This window comes from Streptomyces griseoaurantiacus (assembly GCF_036189845.1).
GTDB lineage: Bacteria > Actinomycetota > Actinomycetes > Streptomycetales > Streptomycetaceae > Streptomyces > Streptomyces griseoaurantiacus.
Genome location: NZ_CP108326.1, coordinates 2,743,075 through 2,769,536, shown reverse-complemented (window position 1 = coordinate 2,769,536; position 26,462 = coordinate 2,743,075). Strand labels below are relative to the sequence as shown.

The 26,462-nt window shown below is 72.5% G+C and carries 21 protein-coding genes; 16 read left to right on the top strand and 5 right to left on the bottom strand.

Translation table 11 applies throughout. The features are described from left to right. The first annotated feature begins 221 nt into the window (after window positions 1-221). Window positions 222-1,220, top strand: coding sequence for a TIGR01777 family oxidoreductase (locus OHB09_RS12285; protein ID WP_328921966.1), 999 nt, complete (start codon window positions 222-224; stop codon window positions 1,218-1,220). Between the two features lie 523 nt (window positions 1,221-1,743). On the opposite strand, the gene OHB09_RS12280 is transcribed toward OHB09_RS12285, so the two are convergent. After that, complete coding sequence (locus OHB09_RS12280) at window positions 1,744-3,186, bottom strand: MFS transporter (RefSeq protein ID WP_328921965.1); 1,443 nt, start codon at window positions 3,184-3,186, stop codon at window positions 1,744-1,746. Between the two features lie 119 nt (window positions 3,187-3,305). Here OHB09_RS12280 and OHB09_RS12275 point away from each other — a divergent pair, with 119 nt between their 5' ends. The 5 genes from OHB09_RS12275 (at window position 3,306) to OHB09_RS12255 (ending at window position 11,535) form a co-directional block, all read left to right on the top strand. Then, window positions 3,306-4,409, top strand: a complete 1,104-nt coding sequence (locus tag OHB09_RS12275; protein WP_328921964.1) for a LysR family transcriptional regulator — start codon at window positions 3,306-3,308, stop codon at window positions 4,407-4,409. Between the two features lie 946 nt (window positions 4,410-5,355). Continuing rightward, entirely contained in the window at window positions 5,356-6,243 is an 888-nt protein-coding gene (locus tag OHB09_RS12270; RefSeq protein WP_050811143.1) for a hypothetical protein, read from the top strand. Beyond that, window positions 6,243-8,510, top strand: coding sequence for a bifunctional polysaccharide deacetylase/glycosyltransferase family 2 protein (locus tag OHB09_RS12265; protein WP_328921963.1), 2,268 nt, complete (start codon window positions 6,243-6,245; stop codon window positions 8,508-8,510). Before OHB09_RS12270 ends, OHB09_RS12265 begins: the two co-directional genes overlap by 1 nt. 320 nt (window positions 8,511-8,830) lie before the next feature. Next, window positions 8,831-10,159 (top strand): acyltransferase family protein, encoded by a 1,329-nt coding sequence (locus tag OHB09_RS12260; protein WP_328923012.1) that lies wholly within the window; start codon window positions 8,831-8,833, stop codon window positions 10,157-10,159. A 200-nt stretch (window positions 10,160-10,359) separates the two neighbouring features. After that, window positions 10,360-11,535, top strand: a complete 1,176-nt coding sequence (locus OHB09_RS12255) for a saccharopine dehydrogenase family protein (RefSeq protein ID WP_328921962.1) — start codon at window positions 10,360-10,362, stop codon at window positions 11,533-11,535. On the opposite strand, the gene OHB09_RS12250 is transcribed toward OHB09_RS12255, so the two are convergent. From OHB09_RS12250 to OHB09_RS12240, 3 genes are all read right to left on the bottom strand, one after another. Then, entirely contained in the window at window positions 11,516-11,689 is a 174-nt protein-coding gene (locus OHB09_RS12250) for a DUF397 domain-containing protein (RefSeq protein WP_093596638.1), read from the bottom strand. The two genes, OHB09_RS12255 and OHB09_RS12250, sit on opposite strands and share 20 nt — an antisense overlap. 116 nt (window positions 11,690-11,805) lie before the next feature. Further along, entirely contained in the window at window positions 11,806-11,979 is a 174-nt protein-coding gene (locus OHB09_RS12245; protein ID WP_167795942.1) for a DUF397 domain-containing protein, read from the bottom strand. 11 nt (window positions 11,980-11,990) lie between these two features. Beyond that, the gene (locus OHB09_RS12240) at window positions 11,991-12,845 is read right to left on the bottom strand and encodes a helix-turn-helix domain-containing protein (RefSeq protein ID WP_040894615.1); all 855 of its coding nucleotides are present in this window, start codon (window positions 12,843-12,845) and stop codon (window positions 11,991-11,993) included. Window positions 12,846-13,069: 224 nt separating this feature from the next. Between OHB09_RS12240 and OHB09_RS12235 the strand changes: the two genes are divergently transcribed. From OHB09_RS12235 to OHB09_RS12195, 9 genes are all read left to right on the top strand, one after another. Continuing rightward, complete coding sequence (locus tag OHB09_RS12235; RefSeq protein ID WP_319118820.1) at window positions 13,070-13,534, top strand: ATP-binding protein; 465 nt, start codon at window positions 13,070-13,072, stop codon at window positions 13,532-13,534. Between the two features lie 202 nt (window positions 13,535-13,736). Continuing rightward, window positions 13,737-15,101: an MFS transporter gene (locus tag OHB09_RS12230; protein ID WP_328729263.1), complete on the top strand. Its 1,365-nt coding sequence runs from the start codon at window positions 13,737-13,739 to the stop codon at window positions 15,099-15,101. 126 nt (window positions 15,102-15,227) lie between these two features. After that, complete coding sequence (locus tag OHB09_RS12225) at window positions 15,228-16,409, top strand: uroporphyrinogen-III synthase (RefSeq protein ID WP_167795100.1); 1,182 nt, start codon at window positions 15,228-15,230, stop codon at window positions 16,407-16,409. 148 nt (window positions 16,410-16,557) lie between these two features. Further along, a complete protein-coding gene (locus OHB09_RS12220; protein WP_319118819.1) occupies window positions 16,558-17,160 on the top strand; it encodes a CGNR zinc finger domain-containing protein in 603 nt (200 codons plus the stop codon). A gap of 429 nt (window positions 17,161-17,589) precedes the next feature. Beyond that, window positions 17,590-18,186 carry a sigma-70 family RNA polymerase sigma factor gene (locus OHB09_RS12215; RefSeq protein WP_078630833.1) on the top strand — a complete coding sequence of 199 codons (597 nt, stop codon included), beginning with the start codon at window positions 17,590-17,592 and terminating at the stop codon, window positions 18,184-18,186. Next, window positions 18,183-19,004, top strand: a complete 822-nt coding sequence (locus OHB09_RS12210; protein ID WP_006139380.1) for an anti-sigma factor family protein — start codon at window positions 18,183-18,185, stop codon at window positions 19,002-19,004. Before OHB09_RS12215 ends, OHB09_RS12210 begins: the two co-directional genes overlap by 4 nt. Window positions 19,005-19,191: 187 nt before the next feature. Further along, window positions 19,192-21,492, top strand: coding sequence for a HelD family protein (locus tag OHB09_RS12205; protein WP_328921961.1), 2,301 nt, complete (start codon window positions 19,192-19,194; stop codon window positions 21,490-21,492). Window positions 21,493-21,999: 507 nt separating this feature from the next. Then, window positions 22,000-23,415: an NAD-dependent malic enzyme gene (locus OHB09_RS12200; RefSeq protein ID WP_006139382.1), complete on the top strand. Its 1,416-nt coding sequence runs from the start codon at window positions 22,000-22,002 to the stop codon at window positions 23,413-23,415. Window positions 23,416-23,829: 414 nt separating this feature from the next. Continuing rightward, window positions 23,830-24,111 (top strand): HU family DNA-binding protein, encoded by a 282-nt coding sequence (locus OHB09_RS12195; RefSeq protein ID WP_006139383.1) that lies wholly within the window; start codon window positions 23,830-23,832, stop codon window positions 24,109-24,111. Window positions 24,112-24,233: 122 nt separating this feature from the next. Here the strand turns inward: OHB09_RS12195 and murA are convergent, their stop codons facing one another. Continuing rightward, a complete protein-coding gene (murA, locus tag OHB09_RS12190) occupies window positions 24,234-25,580 on the bottom strand; it encodes a UDP-N-acetylglucosamine 1-carboxyvinyltransferase (RefSeq protein ID WP_191890801.1) in 1,347 nt (448 codons plus the stop codon). Window positions 25,581-25,883: 303 nt separating this feature from the next. On the opposite strand from murA, the gene OHB09_RS12185 reads away from it, so the two are divergent. Then, window positions 25,884-26,456 carry a YqgE/AlgH family protein gene (locus OHB09_RS12185; protein WP_006139385.1) on the top strand — a complete coding sequence of 191 codons (573 nt, stop codon included), beginning with the start codon at window positions 25,884-25,886 and terminating at the stop codon, window positions 26,454-26,456. The last annotated feature ends 6 nt before the right edge of the window (window positions 26,457-26,462 follow it).

Below are 26,462 nucleotides of genomic sequence, written 5' to 3'. Positions count from 1 at the left end.
GGGTGCCGTGCGGGGGTGCGGGCCGTACGGGGGTGCGCGCAGGTGTGGCAGGGCGCGCGGGGTCGCGTCGTCGAACCGCTTCGACGTCGATCATCGAAGCGCTTCGACGGGACGGTAGGCGGGGGGAGGGGGCGCGTCAATGGGGTGCGCGTGAATCCGTGTTTTTTGAACACGTTCAAGAATCTGGGCTAAGGTCGTCACGAGGCGAAGGAGGGGGAGCGATGAAGATCGTGATTCCCGGCGGGACCGGACAGGTCGGCGCGATGCTGCGGCGCGCGCTCGGCGCGGCGGGACATCAGGTCGTGGTGCTCACCCGGCACCCCCGGGGCGAGGGCGAGATCGCCTGGGACGGCCGGACGCCGGGGCCGTGGACGGCGGCGGTCGACGGCAGCGACGTCGTGATCAACCTGGCCGGACGCAGTGTCAGTTGCCGGTACACGGAGGCCAATCTGCGGGAGATGATGGACAGCCGGGTCGACTCGGCCCGGGTCGTCGGCACCGCGATCGCGAAGGCCGCCCGGCCGCCCCGGCTGTGGCTCCAGATGAGCACCGCCACCGTGTACGCCCACCGCTTCGACGCCCCCCATGACGAGGCCACCGGCGTCATCGGCGGCACGGAGCAGGGCGTGCCGGACTACTGGGCGTACAGCGTCGAGATCGCGAAGAACTGGGAGCGGGCGCAGGAGGAGGCGGACACGCCGGCCACGCGCAAGGTCGCCCTGCGCGCGGCCATGGTGATGAGCCCCGACCCCGGCGGCGTCTTCTCCGTCCTGCTCGGCCTGACCCGCCTCGGGCTCGGCGGCCCGGTGGCGGGCGGAGGACAGTACGTCTCGTGGATCCACGAGCACGACTTCGTGCGCGCGGTGGAGTTCCTGATCGACCGGGAGGATCTCACCGGGCCGGTCAACCTGGCGGCCCCGGGCCCGCTGCCGCAGTGGGCGTTCATGCGGGCGCTGCGCTCCGCCTGGGGGATGCCGGTGGGCCTTCCGGCGACCAGGTGGATGGCCGAACTGGGGGCGTTCGCCCTGCGCTCGGACACCGAACTGCTCCTCAAGAGCCGTCGCGTGGTCCCGGGCCGGCTGACCGGGGCGGGCTTCGTGTTCCGGTACCCGGAGTGGGACGGGGCGGTGCAGGAGTTGGTGGGGCGGGTGCGCGGGCGCGTTCTCGGGCGGGCGCGTGGGCGGGTCGGGGGAGGTACGGGTGCGCCGGTACGGCGCTGAATTCGGGAGCCATTTCTTCGGTTCCATGAACTCGTGAAGTGTGCCCGCACGGACCGACCTGAAGGGCAACCTTTCGGGGTCGCCGTATCACCTCGGACTTCCAAACCCCCGTTCCGGACAACTTCCGGGCGATTCTGCGGTGGTGGCCAAAAGATAATCTTGCCTCCTTCTCCGGCGCATACCTAGCGTGCTGCTCGGCAGAACAGCCAGCTCCGCATCCAGGTCGTGTCTCGTACAGGAGGAATACATGCGCACTCTTCGACGGATCGCCGCAGCGGTCGCAGTGCCGGTGGCGGCAGGTGCCGCGGTCGCGCTTCTGCCTGCTACGGCCCAGGCGTCGGTAGCGGGGGGAACGCTCACGCTGTGTTCCCGCGGCTCCTACGCCTCCCAGATCGAGTTCCCCAATCGAGGCCACTGGATCAGTGACCTGGTTCAGCCCGGACAGTGCCGTAACGTCGCCAATATCGGCAACAGCGGTGTGGAACAAGTCAACGTGGACAGCGCCGGCGGAGGTTACATAGCCTCATTCCAGTGGGACATCTCCCGGACCCTCACCATCAATACCATCGACACGTCGAGCGGTAAGAGTTTCTACCTTTCCTGACTCGGAGCGGCGGCCCCGGCTCGCTGCCGTCCCGAGCAGCAGCGCCAGGGCCGCCGCCCCCGCCGGTACGACGTAGCCGGCCCGGGGGGACAGGTGTTCCACCACCGAGCCGCCCGTCGCCGAGCCGGCCGCGATGCCCGTCAGCAGGGCGGTCACGGCGAGGCTCATGCCCTCGTTGAGGCGTCCCTCGGGGGACCGGCGCTGGACCAGGGTCATGGCCGTCACCATCGTGGGGGCCGTTCCCGTCCCCGCGCACAGCAGGGCGACGGCGAGCAGGACGAGGGAGCCGGACGCCCAGGCGGACAGACCCGGCAGGGTCATCAGACCGGTCATCGTCAGCAGGCACCACGGCAGTCGGCGTTCCGCCGGGCCCTTGGCGGCCGTGCGCAGCGCCCCGTACGCCAGTCCCGCCGCGCACGACCCGGCCGCCTGCAGCGCGAGGATCACGCCCGCCGCCGAACGGTGCCCCCGCGCGTCGGCGTAGGCGAGCGTGACGACCTCCATCGCCCCGAACACCGCGCCCGTCGCGGCGAGCGTGAGCAGCAGCATCGGCATCCCGCGGCTGCGCAGCGGCGAGCGCCCGCGCGCCCCCGCCCCCGCCGGGGGCGGCTCCGTCGCCCGCTGGGCGGCGAAGACCAGGACGCCCGCGGCCAGCAGGACGGCCGCCACCAGCGTGCCCGCCTCGGGGAACAGGGAGCCGCACAGGAAGGCCGCGAGCACCGGGCCGAGCATGAAGCACAGCTCGTCCGCGGCCTGTTCGAAGGAGTTCGCGGTGTGCACGGCGGCGGGGTCCTCGCGGAAGAGGTGCCGCCAGCGGGCGCGGGACATGCCGCCGGTGTTGGGGGTGGTCGCGGTGGCGGCGTAGGCGGCGAACAGCGTCCAGTCGGGGGCGTCGAAGCGGACGCAGAGCAGCAGGGCGAGGCTGCCGAGCGCGGCGGTCAGCGCGGCGGGCACCGCGACCCGGACCTGCCCGTACCGGTCCACGAGCCGCGCGGTCCAGGGCCCGGCAACGGCGGTCGCCGCGAGTCCCGTGGCGGTGACGGCGCCGGCCAGGGCGTACGACCCCCGGGCCCCGGCGATCATGATCACCGCGCTGACGCCGAACATCCCGGAGGGCAGCCGGGCCATGAGGTTGCCCAGCGTGAAGGCGCGGGTGCCGGGGCGGGAGAAGAGGGTGCGGTAGGGGGCGAGCAGGGCGGCGGGGGAGGACCGGGGCGGGGTGAGGGGAGGAGAGGGAGAGGGGGTGGTCGTGAGGCGGGTTCGGTCGGGGGGAGCGTTCGGGGCTTCATGGGCGTCATGGGCGTCCAGGGACTCCGGGACGTCCGGGACGTCCGGGGCTTTCGGGTGCGGTCGTATCGGCATGCGTTCACCGTCGCGGTGGCCCTGACCTGGGGTCCAACACCTGTTGTGGCGTCATTCACGCATCTGCGTTGTAAGTTCGCCCGATGCCGCCGATGCCGCCGATGCCGCCGATGCCGCCGATGCCCCCGATATCAGAGACGCCACCGCCTGTCCCGGGCCCGCCTGCCGTCGACGCGTCCGCCTCCGCCGCCCTCGACGTCTCCTCCGTCGCCGTCCCCGAGGCTTCCTCCGTCGCCTCCGGCGGTTCTCTCGCCGGGCGTGCGCTGGAGCCCCGTCTGCTGCTCGCCTTCCTCGTCGTCGCCGAGGAGTTGCACTTCACGCGGGCGGCCGCCCGGCTGTACGTCGCCCAGCAGGCGCTGAGCCGGGACATCCGGCGGCTCGAACGCGAGTTGGGCTGCGCGCTGTTCGCGCGCAGCACCCGGCGGGTCTCGCTCACCGCCGACGGCGTCCGCCTGCTGCCCCACGCCCGCCGGGTGCTGGACGCCCAGCGTGCGCTGCTCGCGGCGTTCGGACGCGGTGAGCCCGAGCGGCCGCTGCTCGTCGACGTCAACAGTCCGGGGCTGTTCGGGCTGCGGGTGCTGGACCGTGCCCGGGAACTCGCCCCGGAGCTGGAGCTGATGGCCCGCTTCGAGTCCGGGCTCACCTGGGCCGCCGGCGAGATCCTGGCCGGGCGCCTCGACGCCTCCTTCGGCCGGTTCGCCGGGCTCGATCCGGTGGTCCGCGAGCGGCTGACCCAACAGCCGGTCCGGTACGAGCGGATGGCGGTGCTCCTCCCCGAGGACCACCGGCTCGCGCACCTGGCGGAGGTGCCGGTGCGCGCGCTGGCGGGCGAGAGCGTCTACGCGGGCGCGGGAAACCCGCGCACGCTGGAGTGGACCGACCTCGCGCGTCGCCTGTTCGAGGGGCGCGGAATCGAACTCGCGCCCCCTGCACCCCTGGCCGTGGGCGTCGAGGAGTTCCAGCGGATCATGGCGAAGACCCGGAATCCGATCCTCGCCGTAGAGGGCTTTCCGGCCATGCCTCATACCGTCATACGACCTCTTGTTGACCCTGTTCCGCTGTCTCCTGTGTCGCTCGTGTGGCGGAAAGGTCTGGTTCATCCGGGATTGGATGCACTCAGGCGTTCTGCTACCGAACTGGCGGCCGAGGAGGGCTGGCTTCAACGGCCGGGGAAGGGATGGATTCCGGCCATGGATGCACTCGTGATGGTGACCTCTCTCTGAGATCGATCTCCACCACATGAGCACATGCGCTACATTCATCACCCCGGGCGCAATGTGATAAGGGGGGCGCTCGGGCCGGGTGGGGGCTCGGTCCGACGAAAGTACGTAAGCCCGGACGCGTACGCCCACCTGACTGTGTAATGCCCCTGGGGGGATGTACGTGCGCGTGGAGAACTGGCGAGATAGCGCCCAACCGAACGACCGCAAAGCCCGTACCGGCCAGGGCGGGACGGCCGGTGCCTCGAACGGACCGGCCGAGCGCCCGGCCGCTCGGGAGCCGGGCGGGACCGGCGAGGCCGACGACGCCTCCGGCGGTTCCGGCCCGGTCGTCTGGCCGGAAGCGGCCGGTCCTACCGGCGCCTGGCCGGCCGCCCGTGCCGAGGGCGGCGGACCGGAGGCTGGACGGCCGGGCCCCTCGGGCGAGCCCGCCGCCGCACCGGGGTCGTGGTTCGACAAGGGGGCCGCCGTGCCGGGGGCCTCGAGGACGACCGGCGGGGGCTCCCCGCAGGACCCGGGCTCCACCACCGGCGCGGTACCGGGGTCCACGCCGGAGCCCGTGTCCGTCGGCGCGGATCTGCTCGCGCCCTTCGACTCCGCGCGCCCGACCTCACGTCCCTCGGCACGTCCCTCGGCACGTTCCACGGTCGGAGCGGCAGGGGCTCTCGGAAGGGCGGCGGCGAGACCCGGGCCCCCGGCGTCCCCCGAGCCCGAGACGCGCCTGCTGCCGGAAAACGCCGAGGTCGCGTCGTCCGTACCGATGACACGTGTGACGTCTGACATGAACACGTTTGGGTCTGTCGAACCGAGGACGGAACCGAGCCCCGAGTCGAGGACCGCGCCGAGCACCGAGTCGAGCACCGAGCCGGGAACCGCCGTCCTCCCCAAGCCGGTCCCCGGCGCAGCCCTCGGCGCCTCCGGCACCCCACGAGTCCCAGGAGCCTCTGCCATGACCGGCGGCGCACCCGCACCCCGCCCTCCGGGAAGCACCGGCCCACGCCCCACCTGGGAGCGCACCGGCGAGCCCGGGCGCAACCACGACCCGCACGAGGTCACCGTGCAGCTCGACGGCATCGGCCGGCGGCTGGACGGCGGCCGCACGTCCGCGTCCGGCACGGCTCCCGGCGCCGCCGGACCGGGAGGAGCCGCCGGACTCGTCGCCGAGGGCGGCAAGGACTCCGACGGCCCCGTCTTCGTCGACGAGTCGGGCCGCCGCAGCCGCCGCTTCCGCCGCATCGGGATCGCCGTCGGCCTCGCCTGCGGCCTCTACGCCCTGGTGATCGTCGCCACCCTGCTGTCCGGCAACTCCGCCGCGCCCTGGGTGCCGGTGCCCATCCCCGGCTCCGACGACGGCGCCCCGGCGAGCAAGGTCGAGGAGTCCGTCCGGCCCACGGAGTCCCTCGCCCCGTCCGCGGACACCGGCGGCGTCCTCCCCGGCGTCAGCGCCGCCCCCGGCGGCCCGAGCGGCGGCACCGTCCCGTCCGCCGGTGCCTCCGCCTCGCCCGGCGCCACCGCCGACAGCAGCAAGAAGCCGGGCACCTCCGGCAAGAAGCCCGAGCCGTCGGCGTCCACCACGAAGAAGTCCTCCGGCGGCACCAAGACCAACCCGGGCACAGGCGGCGGTGACACGGGCGCCGTCGAGAACCCGCCCGCCTCCCCGTCCGCGGACACCTCCGCCGGCACCTCCCCGGACCCCAGCCCGTCGGGCGGCGCCGGCGGCGGCGGCGAAGCCGGCGGCACCACCAACAACGCGGCCGACGCCCCCGCCGCTCACACCCCCGTCGCGGCCGGCGGCTCCGCCGCCACGCCCGCCCAGTCCCCGGAGACCACGCTCTGATGGCCCGCCGCTCCAGCCGACGCCGCTCCTCCGGGGGCGGCGCCCACTCCCAGACCGCCCCCAGGAAGATCGACGCCCGCCGCGTCCGGCTGCCGATGCGCTTCTTCCTGCCGGCCGCGCTGCTGCTCGCCATGACGGCGATGCTGCTGCTGCGCGGCTATGTGCACAGCGAGATCCTGGCCGACTACCGCGTCCGCCCCGAGGCCGCCACCGACAAGGTGCCGGAGGAGATCCTCGACGGCGGCCCGGTCATCGACACCCGCAACGGCAAGGCGACGACGCTGAGCGTGCCCCGGCACAAGCTCGTCCTCACCTTCGACGACGGTCCCGACCCCACGTGGACCCCGAAGGTGCTCGACGTCATGAAGAAGCACCACGCGCACGGCGTCTTCTTCATCACCGGCACCATGGCCTCGCAGTACCCCGACCTGGTCAGGCGCATCGTCGCCGAGGGGCACGAGATCGGGCTGCACACCTTCAACCACCCCGACCTCTCCTACAAGTCCCACAGCGGCATCGACTGGCAGCTCTCCCAGAACCAGCTCGCCCTGGAGGGCGCCGCCGGCATCCGCACCTCGCTGTTCCGGCCGCCGTACTCCTCCTTCGCCGACGCCATGGACGACAAGTCCTGGCCGGTGACGCGGTACATCGGCTCACGCGGCTACCTCACCGTCGTCAACAACACCGACAGCGAGGACTGGCAGAAGCCGGGCGTCGACCAGATCATCAAGAACGCCACCCCGAAGAACGGCGAGGGCACCATCGTCCTCATGCACGACTCCGGCGGCGACCGCCACCAGACCGTGCAGGCCCTCGACCGCTTCCTCCCCGAACTGCAGGCCGAGGGCTACCGGTTCGAGAACCTCACCGCCGCCCTCGGCGCGCCCAGCGCGCACACCCCGGTCGGCGGCACCGAACTGTGGAAGGGCCGGGCGTGGATCTTCCTCGTCCAGGCCTCCGACGGCATCACCGGCGCGATGGTCGTCTGCCTCGCCGTCGTCGGCTTCCTGGTCTTCGCCCGCTTCGCCCTGATGCTGCTGCTCTCCGGCAGGCACGCCCGCCGGGTGCGCCGCAAGGGCTTCCGCTGGGGCCCCGACGGGCCCATCACCGAACCGGTCACCGTGCTGGTGCCCGCGTACAACGAGGCCAAGTGCATCGAGAACACGGTGCGTTCGCTCGTCGCCAGTGACCACCCCATCGAGGTGCTCGTCATCGACGACGGCTCCAGCGACGGCACCGCCCGCATCGTCGAGGACCTCGACCTGCCCGGTGTGAGGGTCGTGCGGCAGCTCAACGCGGGCAAGCCGGCCGCGCTCAACCGGGGCCTGGCGAACGCCCGGTACGACATCATCGTGATGATGGACGGCGACACGGTCTTCGAACCGTCCACCGTGCGCGAACTGGTGCAGCCCTTCGCCGACCCGAAGGTCGGCGCGGTCGCCGGCAACGCCAAGGTCGGCAACAAGGACTCGATGATCGGGGCCTGGCAGCACATCGAGTACGTGATGGGCTTCAACCTCGACCGCCGGATGTACGACCTCCTCGGCTGCATGCCCACCATCCCCGGCGCGGTCGGCGCCTTCCGGCGCAGCGCGCTGGAGCGGGTCGGCGGCATGAGCGACGACACGCTCGCCGAGGACACCGACGTGACCATGGCCCTGCACCGCGACGGCTGGCGCGTGGTCTACGCGGAGAACGCCCGCGCCTGGACCGAGGCCCCGGAGTCCGTGCAGCAGCTCTGGTCGCAGCGCTACCGCTGGTCCTACGGCACGATGCAGGCGATCTGGAAGCACCGCGGGGCGGTCCTCGACAAGGGACCCTCCGGTCGCTTCGGCCGCGTCGGCCTGCCGTTCGTCTCCCTGTTCATGGTGGTGGCACCGCTCCTCGCGCCGCTGATCGACATCTTCCTGCTGTACGGGGTGCTCTTCGGCCCCACGCAGAAGACGATCCTCGCCTGGCTCGGCGTCCTCGGCATCCAGGCGGTCTGCGCGGCGTACGCGTTCCGGCTGGACCGCGAGAAGATGCGGCACCTGATCTCGCTCCCGCTGCAGCAGCTCCTCTACCGGCAGCTGATGTACGTGGTGCTGCTCCGCTCCTGGGCCACGGCCCTCACCGGCGGCCGGCTCCGCTGGCAGAAGCTGCGGCGCACGGGCGTGGTGGAGGCGCCGGGAGTGATCCCGCAGCAGCGCGCGGGCGAACGCGGCGGCAGTGACAGCGGCAACTACAGCGGCAGCGGTGCCGGCAGCGAACGGAGGCCCGTCGGATGACGGCACAGGACGGCAGGGGCGCGTCCGGCGCGGGCGCGTACGGGCAGGGCGGCGCGGGGAACGGCGCGGGGGACTGGGGCCCGAGGGGTTCCGGGGCCTCGGGCCCGGCATCCGGTACGGGTCCGGGGCATGCCTCCGGTCCGGGTCCGGCTCCGGCCTTCGGCTCCGCTCCCGGCACGGCCGTCGGCCCGCACTCCTGGACGCGTGCCTCGGCCGCCGAACGGCAGACGTGGGCGGACACCCCGGCCCCGCCCCCACCCACGCACCCGCACCCACCCACGTACGACCCGGCCACGGACCCCGCGCTCGCCACGGACCCACTGCCCACCACCGCCCCCACGTCCCTCGCGGACGGCTTCCCGTCCCAGCGCTCGGCCGCGACGGCGGGGCCGGAAACGGGGCCGGGGACGGCCGCGACGTCGCAGGCGAAGGGGCGGGCGGGGGCCGAGCCGGTCTCGTCCGCCGGGAAGAAGCCCGGTGGCCGGGACCGCTATCTCGACCTGCTGCGCTCGGTCGCCCTGGTCCGCGTCGTCGCCTTCCACATCTTCGGGTGGACGTGGCTGACGATCGTGTTCCCCTCCATGGGCGTCATGTTCGCCCTCGCCGGATCGCTGATGGCCCGCTCGCTCAAGCGGCCCCCGGTCAGCGTGATCCGGGGACGGCTGCGCCGGCTGCTGCCCCCGATGTGGCTGTTCGGTGCCGTCCTGCTGACGATGATGATCGTCGGCGGCGGCTGGAACCCCACCAAGGACCCCGATCTGGGCAGCGGCTTCGCCGGGCTGGTGCGGCTGCTCAACTACCTCGTCCCGATCGGCGCCCCGCCCTACCCCGCCGAACTCGGCACCGAGGGCGCCGGCCTGCTCGGCATCACCTGGCCCGACGACGCGGCCGGACCCCTGTGGTACCTGCGCGCCTACGTCTGGTTCGTGCTCGCCTCCCCGCTGCTGCTGTGGGCCTTCCGCCGCTTCCCGTGGCCGACGCTGCTCGCGCCGCTGGCCCTGACCGTGCTCCTCGACGGCGGGATCGTCAGCATCCCCGGTGAGACCGGCAACGCGGTGTCCGACTTCGCGGTCTACGGGAGCTGCTGGGTGCTCGGCTTCGCGCACCACGACGGCATGCTGAAGAAGATCCCCCGCTACGCCGTCGTCTCGGTCTCCGCCCTCGTGATGGCCTTCGCCCTGTGGTGGGCCTCCGGGCACCTCGGCGACGAGGGCTGGAACCTGGACGAGATGCCGTTCGTGCAGGCGGCCTGGTCGCTCGGGTTCGTCGCCGTCCTGCTCCAGTACTCGCCCTCCTGGCAGGAGCTGCCGGGCAGGCTGGCCAAGTGGGACAAGCTCGTGACGCTGTCCAACAACCGCGCGGTCACGATCTACCTCTGGCACAACCTGCTCATCGCGTTCACGTTCCCGATCATCGACAAGTTCTACGAGCTGCCGTTCGTGCAGAGCGACAGCGCGGTGTCGATGCTCGACTCCTCCTACGACTACTGGCCGTTCGTCCTGGTCTGGCCCATGCTCGGGCTGGCGATCGTCGCCTTCGGCTGGGTGGAGGACCTCGCGGCGAAGCGCAGGCCGAGGCTGTGGCCGAACGGTGCGAAGAGGGGGCGGGCGAGGGCCGCCGGCTCCCCGCCCTCCGGTCACCGCGCCTGACCGCACGGCGCGCGCGACCCCCGCACACGTCGCGGCAGGTCGGCCCGGCAGCCCCCAGCTCCCGTCCCGACCTGCCGCGATGCCCGCCCCGTATCGGCCCGTGCGAAACAAGCCTTGGACGCCGCCGACAGCCTTCCCGAAGCTGGATCGCGACGACAGTGGCAGCGACAGCGGTGAAGCGGCGAGGGACGGCGATGGGAATGTCGGAGAAGACAGGCACCGGGGCGGAAGCGGGCCCGGACACCGCGGCGGACGCGGGTGCGCGCCCCGGGAACGGCGGCATCTGGATCTTCGGCGCCACCGGCCGCACCGGCCGCCGGATCGCCGCGCTCCTCGCGGCGCGGGGCCTCCCGCCGGTCCTGGTGGGCCGTGACGCGACCCGGCTGCGCGAAGTGGCGGGAGAAGCGGGAGGAGTGGACGGCGACGCGCGCACCGTCGTGGCCGCCACGCCCGAGGAGGCCGCGCGGCGACTGGCGGAGGACACCGCCGCCGGCGCACCCGCCGTCGTCGTCAACACGATCGGCCCCTTCACCTCCACCGCGGTGCCGCTGATCCGCGCCTGCCCGCCCGGCACCCACTACCTCGACCTCTCCAACGAACTCACCTCGATCCGCCAGGTCCTCGACCTGCACGAGGAGGCGCTCGCGCAGGGGAGCACCCTGGTCCCCGGCGCCGGTTTCGGCGTCTGCGCCACCGAGAGCGCCGCACGCAAGGTGCGCGAGGGCCGGCCGACGCCGGAACGGGTACGGGTGGACGCCCTGCCCAGCGTCGAGAGCGAGCCGGGCCTGCTGGGCCCGGCGCTCGCGGCGAGCCTGGTCGACGGCTTCGCGATCGGCGGCCGCCGCTACGAGGCCGGGCGACTGGTCCGCGTCCGGCTCGGCGGCGGCGTCGAGACGCTCACCCTGCCGGACGGCAGCACCGCCCGGACCCTGGCCGTGCCGACCGGCGACCTCGAGGCCGCCCACCACGCCACCGGGGCGCCGTACGTGACGGCGGGCAACAGCGAGGTGCCGAGCGGCCGCGCGATCCGCGCCCTGCTCCCCCTCCTGGCCGCCGTCCTCGCCCGCCCCGCCATCGGCAACGCGGCCAAGCGCCGGCTCGCCCGGGTCGAGGTCAAGCCGAAACCCCCGGCCCGCGCCCACTCCTGGGCCCGCGCCCACGCCACCTGGCCCGACGGCACCACCCACGAGGTCTGGCTCCGCGCGGCCGACGGCATGGACTTCACGACCACGATCGCGGCGGAGGTCGCCGCCCGCCTCTCCCAGGGCGGCACACCCCCGGGCGCCCACACCCCGGCCACCCTCTTCGGCCCGGGACTCGCGGAGGCGGTGGGGGGACGGTTCGTGGAGGGCGGCGCTACTTCAAGGACCGTATGAGCTGCCGCAGGGCGGACGGGGCGGTGGTGAGGACGTGGTCCTCGGGTTCGTCGCTCTCGCGGAGGAGGATGGTGTCGGGAGCCATCGCGGCGACGTGGACGCAGTTGGAGCTGTCTCCGCTGTACGTGGACTTCTGCCAGGAGAGCTGGTGCACGGTCGCCCCTTCTCAGGTCTCTCGGGTCAGGCGGTGGATGAGGTCGCGCGAGGCGACGCAGTCGGCTGGTAGGCGTCCAAGCACCCCGTGTCGAGCTGTGTTCCTGGCGGACGGCCTCACTTCAAGGACCGTATGAGCTGCCGCAGGGCGGACGGGGCGGTGGTGAGGACGTGGTCCTCGGGTTCGTCGCTCTCGCGGAGGAGGATGGTGTCGGGAGCCATCGCGGCGACGTGGACGCAGTTGGATCCGTCGCCGCTGTAGGTGGACTTCTGCCACTCGATGTCGTGCATGTCCGGTCCTCTCAGATGTCTTGGGCCATGCGGTGCAGGAAGTCGCGCGACTGCGGCTGGGTGAGCGCACAGGATTCCAGGTGGTCGAGTACCGCGCGGTACTTCGCCAGTTGGGCCTCGGCGTCGAGGAACTCGCAGGCCCCGTGGCACGAGTCGAGCTGGACGGTGTCCAGTTGCGGGACGGGTCCCTCGAGGTAGTCGAAGGACTGCCCCGTCGTGGGGAAGCTGTCCGTGCCGAAGGGAACGATGCGGACGTCGACGTGCGGCAGTTCGCTCGTCTCGGCAAGGTGCTCGAGCTGGCCCCGGGTGACCTCTGGGCCTCCGAAGCCCATGCGCAGCGCGGCCTCGTGGATGATCGCGCGGTAGGGCGGCGGATCGTCGCGGTGCAGGATGGCCTGCCGCTTCATGCGGTGGGTCAGGCGGTGCTCGATCTCGTACTGCCGCATCGGCGGCACGACGCCCCGGAACAGGGCACGGGCGTGGTCGGCGGTTTGCAGAAGCGCCGGGATGTTGATGGTCAGCGCCACGCGCAGTCCGGTGGCGTGGTGCTCCAGTTCCGCGAGGTCGACCAGCGCCACCGGTACGTGGTCGCGGTACTCCTCCCACCAGCCGCGCGTCCGTCGGCCGGTCATGGCGGCGAGCGACTCGACGAGCGACTCGTCGGAGCAGTCGTAGGCATGTGCCATGGCGCGGAGCTTGTCGGCGCTGATGGGGGTGCGTCCGGTCTCGATCATGCTCACGCGTGCCTGGTTGACGCCCAGCAGTGCGGCGGCACCGGTGGCGGTGAGGCCCGCCCGCTCACGGAGTTTGCGCAGCTCGGCGCCGAATCTGCGCTGCCTCAGCGTGGGATTGCTGGTGGGCGGCACGGCATCTCCTTCCGGCTGCGGCAGCCCGCTCTTCTCCCTCACACGAGTGAAGGTTCGATGCTTCCAGTCGATTTGGTTAGAGCCATCTAACCATCTGTCCTACCGTTCTCCGTACCGCCAACCCCCCGCCTCCCCGAGCCGGAAGCGCACCGACAGGCAGAGCCACCGCCGGGAGCGGGTGGGTGAACGCGGTCCGAGTCCCCTGCACGGAGGAGTTGTCGTTCATGGTCACCGTAGCCCTGCCCGACACCTGGGTGTACGCCCTTCGGCTGCCGCATGACCCGCGCGCCGCACGTGTCGCACGTATGACCGTGCGGGCGGCGCTGCACGGGCACGGGATGCGCGAAGTGCTGGACACCGTCGAGCTGTTGACGTCCGAGCTGGTCACCAACGCGTATCTGCACGGCAAGGGGCCGTCCTCCCTGCGGCTGACCGCGCTGGGGGACGGACGGCTGCGGGTGGGGCTGTGGGACGGGTGTCCCCGTATCCCGCCCCCTTTCGACCGGCCGACCGGTGAGCGCGTGCCCCTCGTTCCGCCGGACAGCGAGACCGGGCGCGGGCTGTACCTCGTGCAGCAGTACGCCGACGCCTGGGGCGGCTGGCCGCTCGGTGGGGACCTGCTGGGGCGGGGTGCCGGAAAGCTGCTGTGGTTCGAGGTGGGGCGACGTGCGATGGAGCACTCTGTGTAGCCGGACGGTCACGGTGATTCGCTTGGCCTGACTCCATTCGGGCTAACGGGATTCTGGCTAGTCGTCGGCGGAGCCGCGCGCGCCCCTCTCAAGCGCGCACCCCCGCGCGTGAGCGCAACGTTCCCTCCCGGTGACGCGTTGCCACAGGGGTGAAACCCGGGGTTCCTAGCGTCGGAGGCCGGCACCGCACCGTGGAGGCACGATGACCAGTCCGAGCAGCCCCGCCGGCCGTTGGATCGAACGCTGGGACCCCGAGGACCGGGTGTTCTGGGAGCAGGGCGGGGAGCGGATCGCCCGCCGCAACCTCTTCTTCTCCGTGCTGTCCGAGCACATCGGGTTCTCCGTGTGGACCCTGTGGTCCGTGCTCGTGCTGTTCATGGGGCCCGAGTACGGGCTCACCCCCGCCGACAAGTTCCTGCTGACGTCGGTGGTCACGCTCGTCGGCGCGGTCGTCCGCGTCCCCTACACCTTCGCCGTGGCGGTGTTCGGCGGCCGGAACTGGACGGTGATCTCCGCGAGCCTGCTGCTCGTGCCGACCGTCGCCGCGTTCGTGGTCATGGAGCCCGGCACCGGCTTCGGGACCTTCCTGGTCGTGGCCCTCCTGGCCGGCATCGGCGGCGGCAACTTCGCCTCCTCGATGACCAACATCAACGCCTTCTTCCCGCTGCGGGAGAAGGGGTGGGCGCTCGGCCTCAACGCGGGCGGCGGCAACATCGGCGTGCCCGTGATCCAGCTCGTGGCGCTCGCGCTCATCGGGGCGGGCGGCGGTCCGCGGCTGCTGCTCGCCATCTACATCCCGCTGATCCTGCTCGCCGCCGTGCTCGCCGCGCTGCGCATGGACAACCTGGCCTCGGTGAAGAACGACACCGGCGCCGCGAAGGACGCCGCGCGGGACGCGCACACGTGGATCATGTCCTTCCTCTACGTCGGCACCTTCGGCTCGTTCATCGGGTACAGCTTCGCCTTCGGGATGGTGCTGCAGAACGCGTTCGGGCGCACCCCGCTGCAGGCCGCCTACCTCACCTTCATCGGCCCCCTGCTCGGCTCCCTGGTGCGCCCGCTGGGCGGCAGGCTCGCCGACCGCTTCGGCGGCGCGCGCATCACGCTGTGGAACTACGTCGGGATGGCGGCCGCCACCGCCGGCCTGCTGATGGCGGGCCGCGCCGGATCGCTGCCGCTGTTCGTGACCGTGTTCGTGGCGCTGTTCGTGCTGAGCGGGCTCGGCAACGGCTCGACGTTCAAGATGATCCCCGGCATCTTCCAGGCCAAGGCCCTGGCCAAGGGCCTCGTGGGGGAGGAGGCGGCCGCGTACGGGCGCCGGCTCTCCGGCGCGTCGATGGGGCTCATCGGCGCGGTGGGCGCGCTCGGTGGCGTCGGCATCAACCTCGCCTTCCGCGAGTCCTTCCTCTCCTACGGTTCCGGCACCGGCGCCTTCGCCGCCTTCCTCGCCTTCTACGCCGTGTGCTTCGGCCTCACCTGGGCCGTATACCTTCGGCGCCCGGCGTCCGCGCCCCGCGAAACGGCGGCCCCGGAAACGAAGGCCCAGCTCAGCTACGTTGAGGTGTGACGTAACACGGGCGACACGGAGTCGAACCGGGGCCGTCACGCGGCGTTGGCAGGCTCGAAACGGCGCGCGGGCGGGGACGGGTCCCGGCGCGCCGGCCGAGCACGGGACGAGCACGGAACGAGAGCCATGGACGAGGAACAGCAGTCACCGGAACAGGAGCCGCCGGGCGACGGGCGGGAGGCCGGCCACGCGCACGGGCCCCTCGCCGGGTTCACCGTCGGCGTGACCGCCGCGCGCCGGGCCGAGGAGCTGGGCGCGCTGCTCGAACGGCGCGGCGCCGTGGTCCAGCACGCCCCGGCCCTGCGCATCGTGCCGCTCTCCGACGACAGCGAACTCCTCGCCGCCACGAAGGAGTTGCTGCACCAGACGCCGGACGTGGTGGTCGCGACCACGGCGATCGGCTTCCGGGGCTGGATCGAGGCCGCCGACGGCTGGGGGCTCGGTGAGGAACTGCTGACCCGGCTCCGCGACGTCGAACTCCTCGCCCGCGGGCCCAAGGTGAAGGGCGCGGTCCGGGCCGCCGGGCTCACGGAGCGGTGGTCGCCCTCCTCGGAGTCGATGGCCGAGGTGCTCGACCGGCTCCTCGAGGAGGGCGTCGAGGGCCGCCGCATCGCCGTCCAACTGCACGGCGAACCGCTGCCCGGCTTCGTCGAGGCGCTGCGGGAGAGCGGGGCGGAGGTGGTCGGGGTGCCGGTGTACCGGTGGATGCCGCCGGAGGACATAGGACCGCTCGACCGGCTCCTCGACACGACGGTGGCGGGCGGCATCGACGCCCTGACGTTCACCAGTGCCCCCGCGGCGGCCTCGCTGTTCTCCCGCGCGCAGGAGCGCGGGATGCTCGACGACCTGCTCGCCGTGCTCGGGCACGAGGTCCTGGCGGCCTGCGTCGGACCGGTCACCGCGGTGCCGCTGCAGGCGCGCGGGGTGCCGACGGTGCAGCCCGAACGGTTCCGGCTCGGCCCGCTGGTCCAGCTCCTGTGCCGCGAACTGCCGGCCCGCACCCGCACCCTCCCGGTCGCCGGCCACCGGCTGGAGATCCGCGGGCACGCGGTGCTGGTGGACGGGCGGCTGCGGCCCGTGCCGCCCGCCGGGATGTCCCTGCTGCGCGCCCTGGCCCACCGTCCCGGCTGGGTCGTCCCCCGGGCAACCCTGCTGCGGGCCCTGCCCGGCACGGGCCGCGACGAGCACGCCGTGGAGACGGCGATGACCCGGCTGCGGGCGGCGCTGGCCACGCCGCACCTGATCCAGACGGTGGTGAAGCGGGGCTACCGCCTGTCCCTGGACACCCCCAACGACTGCGCCCCGTAAGAAACGGGACGGCTCAAGACGGACCGGGGAGGGACAGGGGCGGCCGGGAGGCGGATTCCCGCCCGCCCCCGAGGGGTTCCCGTGCCGTCCCCGGGCGGGCACTGTAGAAGGACCGGCGCACTCCGGCCCTCCAAGGCGGTGACCCCACATGCTCCCGTCCACCACCGGCGCCGGCGCCGGGACCCCCCGCTTCGACGCCGGCCGCCCCTGCCTCGACCTCCTCGCCACCGCGCACCCCGCCGAACACCTCCTCACCCCCGCCGCCCTGCGCGACTGGATCACCACCACGTCCCTCGTCCCGCCCGGCACGCCTCTCGCCCACGTCGACGCCACCTGGCTGACCCCGTTCCGTGAACTGCGCGACTGCACGGCCCTGTTGATCGAGGCACACCTCCGCGCCGGCGGCACCCCCGCCGAGGACCCCGCCCTCGCCCACCTCAACGCCCACGCGCGCCCGGCGCCCCCCGCTCCGCACGCGCTCCGCGCCCCCGACGGCACCCTCGTCCGCACGCTGCGGACACCGCCGACCTGCACCGCGCTGCTCGCCGCCCTCGCCCGGGACGCGGTGGACCTGCTGACCGACCCCGCCGCCCGCACGGGGCTGCGCCGGTGCGAGGGCGACACCTGCCCCCTGGTGTACCTGGACACCTCGCGGGGCCGGCGCCGCCGCTGGTGTTCGAGCGAGATGTGCGGCAACCGCGAACGCGTGGCCCGCCACCGCCGCCGCGCGGCCGCCCTGGCCCGCACCTGAACTCGCGAGGCTCCACGCGCGCCTGACGTCCGAACACCCCATGTCCGGACGTCGGAACACCGCATGTCCGGACGTCGGAACACCGCATGTCCGGACGTCCGGACATCACGTCGCCCGAAACGTGCGAATCACCGCGAGCCGGTACGAGACCGTACGAGCCGGACAGGGCGTCTCGACATTTTCTCCACACGGGTCAAGTCGAATTTTCACGTCCGCATCTGCGTGTATCACGAAGTGATTAAGACGCACTTGTGACCTGCGTCTCCCGGCGGCGGCGGCCGAATGTCCCGTAGCGGGTGAAATAGATGCCCACCCGCGTGAGCTCCCACACCTCCCGTCACAAAATCGTGCTGTCGCGTTGAACACAACGACACCGGGCCGCGTACCTGGATGCGAGCGACCGACTGGGGGAACCCCCGGACATCGGAGGTGGGCGTGCGCAAGGATTCCGCCGTGGCTGATGAACGAAGGCCAAGGGCCCGACATCGCATGACTCCGTCCGCGTCGAATTCTTCGACCGAACCGGACGAGGAGCTGATGCGTGCGTTGTACCGGGAACACGCGGGACCGTTGCTCGCCTATGTGCTGCGTCTGGTCGCGGGCGACCGGCAGCGTGCCGAGGACGTCGTGCAGGAAACGCTCATCCGTGCCTGGAAGAACGCCGGTCAGCTGAATCGAGCGACCGGTTCGGTACGCCCCTGGCTGGTGACGGTCGCCCGGCGCATCGTCATCGACGGTCACCGCAGCCGGCAGGCCCGGCCGCAGGAGGTGGACCCGTCGCCGCTGGAGGTCATCCCCGCGGAGGACGAGATCGACAAGGCGTTGTGGCTGATGACACTGTCGGACGCGCTGGACGACCTGACCCCTGCTCACAGGGAGGTCCTGGTTGAAACCTACTTCAAAGGGCGTACGGTCAATGAGGCGGCCCAGACGCTCGGAATACCCAGCGGCACGGTGCGCTCCCGGGTGTTCTACGCCCTGCGGTCGATGAAGCTGGCTCTCGAGGAGCGCGGGGTGACGGCATGAGCAACATCTACGGGGGATTCGGATCCGGTTCCCCCGGCTCCGTGCAGGGTCCACGCGGCGGTTCCGGGGACGACAACATCCACGAGACCGTCGGCGCCTACGCCCTCGGCATCCTCGACGACGCCGAGGCGACCGAGTTCGAGGCCCACCTCGCCACCTGCGAATGGTGCGGACAGCAGCTCGACAGCCTCTCCGGGATGGAGCCGATGCTGGCCGCGCTCGCGGACCTGCCCGGCGCCGGGACACCCGCGATCGGCGAGTCCCTGTCCGCCAAGCCCAGCCCGCGACTCGTGGAACGCCTGGTCGACGAGGTCTCGGAGAAGCGCGCGCTCAAGCGGCGCCGCGGCTTCTACCTGGTGGCCGCCGCGGCGGCCCTCGTCATCGGCGGGCCCCTCGCCGTGATGGCCGTCAACGGCGGTGACGACGGCGGCGGTTCGACGACGCAGGCGGCACCGGCCGCCGCGAAGGAAGCCTTCCGCAGCATCGACGACAAGGTCTCGCACACCGACGCCGGCACGGCCGTCAGCGCGGTCGTCGCGATGCAGGAGAAGGACTGGGGCACCGACGCCGTCCTGGAGCTGAAGAACGTCAAGGGCCCGCAGAAGTGCTCGCTGATCGCCGTCGGCAAGAACGGCGAGCGCGAGACGGTGAGCTCGTGGTCGGTCCCGAACTGGGGCTACGGCATCGCGAACGCGAAGTCGGACCAGGCCAAGCAGCCCCTGTACGTCCGCGGCGGAGCGGCCTTCAAGCCGAACGACATCGATCACTTCGAGGTCATGACCTTCGACGGCAAGCGACTGGTCGCGGTCGACGCCTAAGGGCTGTCCCGCACGCCCGCCGGGGATTACGGGACAGCCCTTAGCACGCGACCGGCCGCATCTCGCGCACGGCGCCCCGGGACCCGCGCGTTCCGGGGCGCCCCACTTCCGTCAGTGGCGCGCGTAGCCGCACGCACCCCCCTTCGCGTACGGTGGACGGCTGCTCAGCACGTCAGAAGGGGAGCCGGTGGCCGCTCAGGTTGGACAGAAGACCACGCTCGGCCAGGCCGTCGCGGACTCCGCGCGCGACGAGGAGATCCTCGTCGAGCAGCGGCACCTCGACCGCGTGTACCGACGCCTCGAGGAGAAGATCCACGAGGCCGAGTTCCTGATGCACGACGCGGCCCGCCGCGGCCAGGTCGGCACGCCCGGCGCCCTGGCCGAGCGCGACGCGCTGGTCTTCCGGGCCGGCATCCACCTCAACCGGCTCAACAACGAGTTCGAGGACTTCCTCTTCGGCCGCGTCGACCTGCTCCTCGGCAAGGACGGCAAGAAGGGCCCCGACGGCGCCTACACCGCCGTCGAACCCGCCGACGGGGCCGTCCGCCCCGACCACACCGCCGACATCGCGGAAACCCTGCACATCGGCCGCATCGGCGTGCTCGACGCCGACTACTCCCCGCTGGTCATCGACTGGCGGGCGCCCGCCGCGGCCCCCTTCTACCGGGCCACCCCGGTGGACCCCGGCCGGGTCGTGCGCCGCCGGGTCATCCGCTCCAAGGGCCGCCGCGTCCTCGGCGTCGAGGACGACCTGATGCGCCCCGAACTGACCGCCCACCTCGACGGCCGCGAACTGCCCGTCATCGGCGACGGCGCCCTGATGGCCGCGCTCGGCCGGGCCCGTACGCACTCCATGCGGGACATCGTCTCCTCCATCCAGGCCGAGCAGGACCTGGTGATCCGCGCCCCCGCCGCCTCCGTGACCTACGTCGAGGGCGGGCCCGGCACCGGCAAGACGGCCGTCGCCCTGCACCGGGCCGCCTACCTGCTCTACCAGGACCGGCGCCGCTACGCGGGCGGCATCCTCATCGTCTCGCCCACACCGCTCCTCGTCGCCTACACCGAGGGCGTGCTGCCCTCCCTCGGCGAGGAGGGCCAGGTCGCCATCCGGGCCCTGGGCTCCCTCGTCGACGGAGCCGAGGCCGCCCTGTACGACTCCCCGGCCACCGCCCGCGTCAAGGGCTCCCTGCGCATGCTGAAGGTGCTGCGCAAGGCGGCCCGCGGCGCCCTGGAGGGCGGCGGCGCCCCCGACCGGCTGCGGGTGGTCGCCTTCAACCGCCGCCTCGAACTGGAGGCGGCCGAACTGGAGGAGATCCGCCGCACCGCGCTCGGCGGCACCGCCCCCGTCAACCTGCTGCGCCCGCGCGCCCGCAAGCTGCTGCTGGACGCGCTGTGGGCGAAGTCCGGCGCCGGGTCCCGGCACACCGACCCCGAGCTCGCCGCCGAGCTGCGCTCCTCCTTCGACGAGGACGTCTCCACCGAGGACCCCTTCACCGACTTCCTCGACGCCTGGTGGCCCGAGCTGACCCCGCGCGGGGTGCTTCGGGCCATGGCCGACGAACGGCGGCTGGGGCGCTGGGCGCGGCGGGTCCTCAACCCCGGCGAGGTCCGTCGGATCGCGAAGTCCCTGCGCCGCGAGGGGCTCACCGTGCACGACGTGGCCCTGCTCGACGAACTCCAGGCGATCCTCGGCGTGCCCGCCCGTCCCCGCCGCAGGCGCGAGGCGGACCCGCTGGACCAGCTCACCGGCCTGGAGGAGCTGATGCCGGTGCGCGAGGAGTCCCAGCGCGAGCGGGCGGAGAGGCTGGCGCAGGAGCGCACCGAGTACGCGCACGTCATCGTGGACGAGGCGCAGGACGTCACGCCGATGCAGTGGCGGATGCTGGGCCGCCGGGGCCGGCACGCCACCTGGACCGTCGTAGGCGACCCCGCCCAGTCCTCCTGGTCCGACCCGGACGAGGCCGCCGCCGCCCGCGACGAGGCCCTCGGCAGCCGTCCCCGGCGCCGCTTCACCCTCACCGTCAACTACCGCAACCCCGCCGAGATCGCCGAGCTGGCCGCCCGCGTGCTGGCCCTGGCCATGCCGGGCTCGGCGTCCCCCTCCGCGGTCCGCTCCACCGGCGTGGAACCCCGGTTCGCGCTCATGGGGGAGACGTTCGCGGGGAGCGTGCGGGAGGAGGCCGCCCGGCTGCTGGAGCGGGTCGACGGCACGGTGGGCGTCGTCGTCCCGATGCGGCGGCGCGAAGAGGCGGCCCGCTGGCTGGCCGGGCTCGGCGACCGCGTGGTCGCGCTGGGCAGCCTGGAGGCCAAGGGGCTGGAGTACGACGCCACGGTCGTCGTGCTGCCCGCGGAGATCGCCGACGAGTCGCCCGCCGGGCTGCGCGTGCTGTACGTGGCGCTGACCCGGGCCACCCAGGAGCTCACGGTCCTCTCCGGCGAACGGGACCTGCCGGACGAGCACGGGGTGCCGGACCTGCTCAGGGACTGAGGGGTCCGAGGGGGCCCGAAGGGAACGGGGGCGCCGCGGCGCCCCCGTGAGACGGAGGAAGGGCCCGTACCGGACGTCCGCCGGTACGGGCCCTTCCCGTACGTCTGTGACACCGGCCCGCCATGCTCGCCTCGCGGCAAGTGGTCGCTCGAAGCGACTAAGGTTGGGCCCGGGGGCTTGGATCGAGCCGGTGCCACGTCCAAGGTAACAAACGATCCCCGCAGGGCAATTCCCCGCTCGCGACTTCCTTGCCGAAACCCGTATCTCGCGACGTTCTCCCGGCCGTGCGGGCCCCGGCCGCCAGGTTTCCCGTGAACGTGTCGACGAACACAACGTTCGCAATCGAGGGCGGCTACCGCGTACTCCGCGGTAGGTGCGACGATCGGACGGCACAGCACGCGCATACCACGCGCGGACGCGGCCGCGCGAGACCCCGGAAGGGGGTCGTTCGGACGGCCGCGGCCACAGCACTACGCCTATTCACGGTGAAAGCAGAGGAAGTCGGCCATGGCAACGGCGCCCAGCGTCTCCTACTCGATGACCATCCGGCTGGAGGTGCCCGCGAGCGGAACGGCCGTCTCGCAGCTCACAGGCGCGGTGGAGTCCTCCGGAGGCTCGGTGACCGGCCTCGACGTGACCGCCTCCGGTCACGAGAAGCTCCGGATCGACGTCACCATCGCGGCGAGCTCCACCTCGCACGCCGACCAGATCGTGCAGCGGGTGCGCGACATCGAGGGCGTCACGCTGGGCAAGGTCTCCGACCGCACCTTCCTGATGCACCTCGGCGGCAAGATCGAGATGGCCTCCAAGCACCCCATCCGCAACCGTGACGACCTCTCCATGGTCTACACCCCCGGCGTGGCCCGGGTCTGCATGGCGATCGCGCAGAACCCCGAGGACGCCCGCCGGCTCACCATCAAGCGCAACTCCGTGGCCGTCGTCACCGACGGCTCCGCGGTGCTGGGCCTCGGCAACATCGGCCCCAAGGCCGCGCTGCCGGTGATGGAGGGCAAGGCGGCCCTGTTCAAGCGGTTCGCGGGCATCGACGCCTGGCCGCTCTGCCTGGACACCCAGGACACCGACGCGATCGTGGAGATCGTCAAGGCGATCGCCCCGGGCTTCGCCGGCATCAACCTGGAGGACATCTCCGCCCCGCGCTGCTTCGAGATCGAGGCACGGCTGCGGGAGGCCCTGGACATCCCCGTCTTCCACGACGACCAGCACGGCACCGCGATCGTGGTGCTGGCCAGCCTCACCAACGCGCTGCGCGTGGTCGGCAAGCCGATGGAGGGCGTGCGGGTCGTGATGTCCGGCGCGGGCGCGGCCGGCACGGCCATCCTGAAGCTGCTGCTGGCGGCCGGGGTCAAGAACGCGGTCGTCGCCGACATCCACGGTGTCGTGCACGCCGGACGCGAGGACCTCGTGGACGCCGCCCCCGACTCGGCGCTGCGCTGGATCGCGGACAACACCAACCCCGAGAACCTCTCCGGCACCCTGAAGGAGGCCGTGCGCGGCGCCGACGTCTTCATCGGCGTCTCGGCGCCCAACGTCCTGGACGGCGAGGACGTGGCCGCGATGGCCGAGGGCGCGATCGTCTTCGCGCTCGCGAACCCCGACCCCGAGGTCGACCCCGCCGTCGCACGTCAGACGGCCGCGGTGGTGGCCACCGGACGCTCGGACTTCCCCAACCAGATCAACAACGTGCTGGTCTTCCCGGGCGTCTTCCGCGGCCTGCTGGACGCCCAGTCCACCACCGTCAACACCGAGATGATGCTGGCCGCGGCCAAGGCCCTGGCGGACGTGGTGAGCGAGGACGAGCTCAACGCGAACTACATCATCCCCTCCGTCTTCAACGACAAGGTCGCCGGCGCGGTGGCCGGGGCCGTCCGCGACGCGGCCAAGGCGGCCGGCGTCACCGCCTGAAAACCCCTGCCCAGGGCTCCCCGCAGGTGACGGCACATGCCGTGCCCCCGCTGTGACTCCGGCCACGGCGGGGGCGTACCCGGCGCGTCGCTGGGCAGGCGCCCCCCGACGGCCGCCTAGGGTGGGCGGCCGATCCCGGGCCCGCCCGTTCCCTCGGGAACACAGGGTCACCGTCCGGTGACGGTGGCCGCTCTTCGTGTGACACGCGGGGGTGTTCTCACCGCTCCTGCGGGTGCCGGATTGGCTTTACCGCCGCAGGTAGGGGCAGGATGCCTCCCTGGGCGCGAGGGTCTGGCGACGGACCCGGGTCCGGGACCTCACCGGGGACCCTGGCAGCATCGGCTTCGCCGTGCCCGACATGCGGCCTGGCCGCGTGGCACGCCTCCATGGCAAGAAGAACACGGGAGTAAGAACATGAACCGCAGTGAGCTGGTGGCCGCGCTGGCCGACCGCGCCGAGGTGACCCGCAAGGACGCCGACGCCGTTCTGGCCGCCTTCGCCGAGACGGTCGGCGAGATCGTCGCCAAGGGCGACGAGAAGGTCACCATCCCCGGCTTCCTGACCTTCGAGCGCACCCACCGTGCCGCTCGCACCGCGCGCAACCCGCAGACCGGCGACCCCATCCAGATCCCGGCCGGCTACAGCGTGAAGGTGTCGGCGGGCAGCAAGCTCAAGGAAGCCGCGAAGGGCAACTGACGTAGCCCTCCCCGCACGCCGGAAACGGCGCGCGGCACCCTGACAGACACCGCTGGGGCGGCCCCGGAGATCCGGGGCCGCCCCAGCGACGTGCGCGCTCCCCGCCGTGGAGGGGCGGGGAATCAGGCCAGGGACCTGGCCGGGAGCTCCACCTTGGCGCCGAGCTCCACCAGCTTCTCCATGAAGTTCTCGTAGCCGCGGTTGATGAGGTCGATGCCGTGGACCCGCGAGGTGCCCTGCGCGGCCAGCGCGGCGATCAGGTAGGAGAACCCGCCCCGCAGGTCGGGGATGACCAGATCGGCGCCCTGCAGCTTCGTCGGCCCGGACACGACCGCCGAGTGCAGGAAGTTGCGCTGCCCGAACCGGCAGTGCGAGCCGCCGAGGCACTCGCGGTACAGCTGTATGTGCGCGCCCATCTGGTTGAGCGCCGAGGTGAACCCGAGCCGGGACTCGTACACCGTCTCGTGGATGATCGACAGCCCCGTCGCCTGCGTCAGCGCGACGACCAGCGGCTGCTGCCAGTCCGTCTGGAAGCCGGGGTGCACGTCCGTCTCCAGCGCGATGGACTTCAGCTGCCCGCCCGGGTGCCAGAACCGGATGCCCTTGTCGTCGATCTCGAAGGCCCCGCCCACCTTGCGGTAGGTGTTGAGGAAGGTCATCATCGACCGCTGCTGCGCCCCGTGGACGTAGATGTCGCCCTCGGTGGCGAGCGCGGCGGACGCCCAGGAGGCCGCCTCCAGACGGTCCGGCAGCGCCTTGTGGGTGTAGCCGCCGAGCGAGTCGACACCGGTGATGCGGATCGTCCGGTCGGTGTCCATCGCGATGATCGCGCCCATTTTCTGCAGGACGCAGATCAGGTCCTCGATCTCCGGCTCCACCGCCGCGTTGGACAGCTCGGTGACGCCCTCCGCGAGCACGGCCGTCAGCAGCACCTGCTCGGTGGCGCCCACCGAGGGGTAGGGCAGCGCGATCTTCGTGCCGCGCAGCCGCTGCGGCGCCTCCAGGTACTGCCCGTCCGCCCGCTTCTCGATCTTCGCGCCGAACTGCCGCAGCACGTCGAAGTGGAAGTCGATGGGCCGGCCGCCGATGTCGCAGCCGCCCAGACCCGGGATGAACGCGTGGCCGAGGCGGTGCAGCAGCGGGCCGCAGAACAGGATCGGAATGCGGGAGGACCCCGCGTGGGCGTCGATGTCGGCGACGTTCGCGCTCTCCACCCGCGTCGGGTCGAGCACCAGTTCGCCGGGCTCCTCGCCGGGCCGCACCGTCACACCGTGCAGCTGCAGCAGCCCGCGCACCACGCGGACGTCGCGGATGTCGGGGACGTTGCGCAGCCGGCTCGGCGCACTGCCGAGCAGGGCCGCCACCATGGCCTTCGGTACGAGGTTCTTCGCACCGCGGACACGGATCTCGCCCTCCAGCGGGGTTCCGCCGTGGACAAGCAGTACGTCGTCATTGCCGTTGACGGTCATGTATCTCGCGTTCCGGTGAGTGAGGGAGGCAGGGCCGAAGAGGCAAGCGTAATGGCCGGGGACCCCCCTGCAGTAAGCCCGGAGGCCGCCCGGGAGGTCATGGCTTCGCCACAACACGAGCCGTGCGTGCGCGGCCACTTGGGGTGACCGCCCGCCACCCGGAAGCAGTCCCTCCGGGTGGCCGGAACCGTACCCGCCCCGGCCCGTGCGCCCACCGGCCGCTTCCCTGCGCCCCGGCCGGCCCTCACCCGCCTACCCGGATTGCCTCCCCACACCGGGGGAAGATGCGGGATCATGTCTGGCATGACCGAGGTGTCCTCGCTCACGGGGCGGCTGCTCGTGGCCACACCCGCCCTGTCGGACCCGAACTTCGAGCGCGCGGTGGTGCTCCTCCTCGACCACGACGAGGAGGGCTCGCTCGGCGTCGTCCTCAACCGTCCGACCCCGGTCGACGTGGGCGACATCCTGGCGAACTGGGCCGGCCTCGCCGGCGACCCCGGGGTCGTCTTCCAGGGCGGCCCCGTCTCCCTCGACTCGGCGCTCGGCGTCGCGGTCATCCCCGGCGGCGGCTCCGGCGAGCGGACCCCCCTGGGCTGGCGGCGGGTGCACGGCGCCATCGGCCTCGTCGACCTGGAGGCGCCGCCGGAGCTGCTGGCCTCGGCGCTCGGCTCCCTGCGGATCTTCGCCGGGTACGCGGGCTGGGGCCCGGGGCAGCTCGAGGACGAACTCTCCGAGGGCGCCTGGTACGTCGTGGAGTCGGAGCCGGGGGACGTCTCCTCGCCCTCCCCGGAGACGCTGTGGCGCGAGGTGCTGCGCAGGCAGCGCAGCGAGCTGGCGATGGTGGCCACCTACCCGGACGACCCGTCGCTCAACTGAACCCGG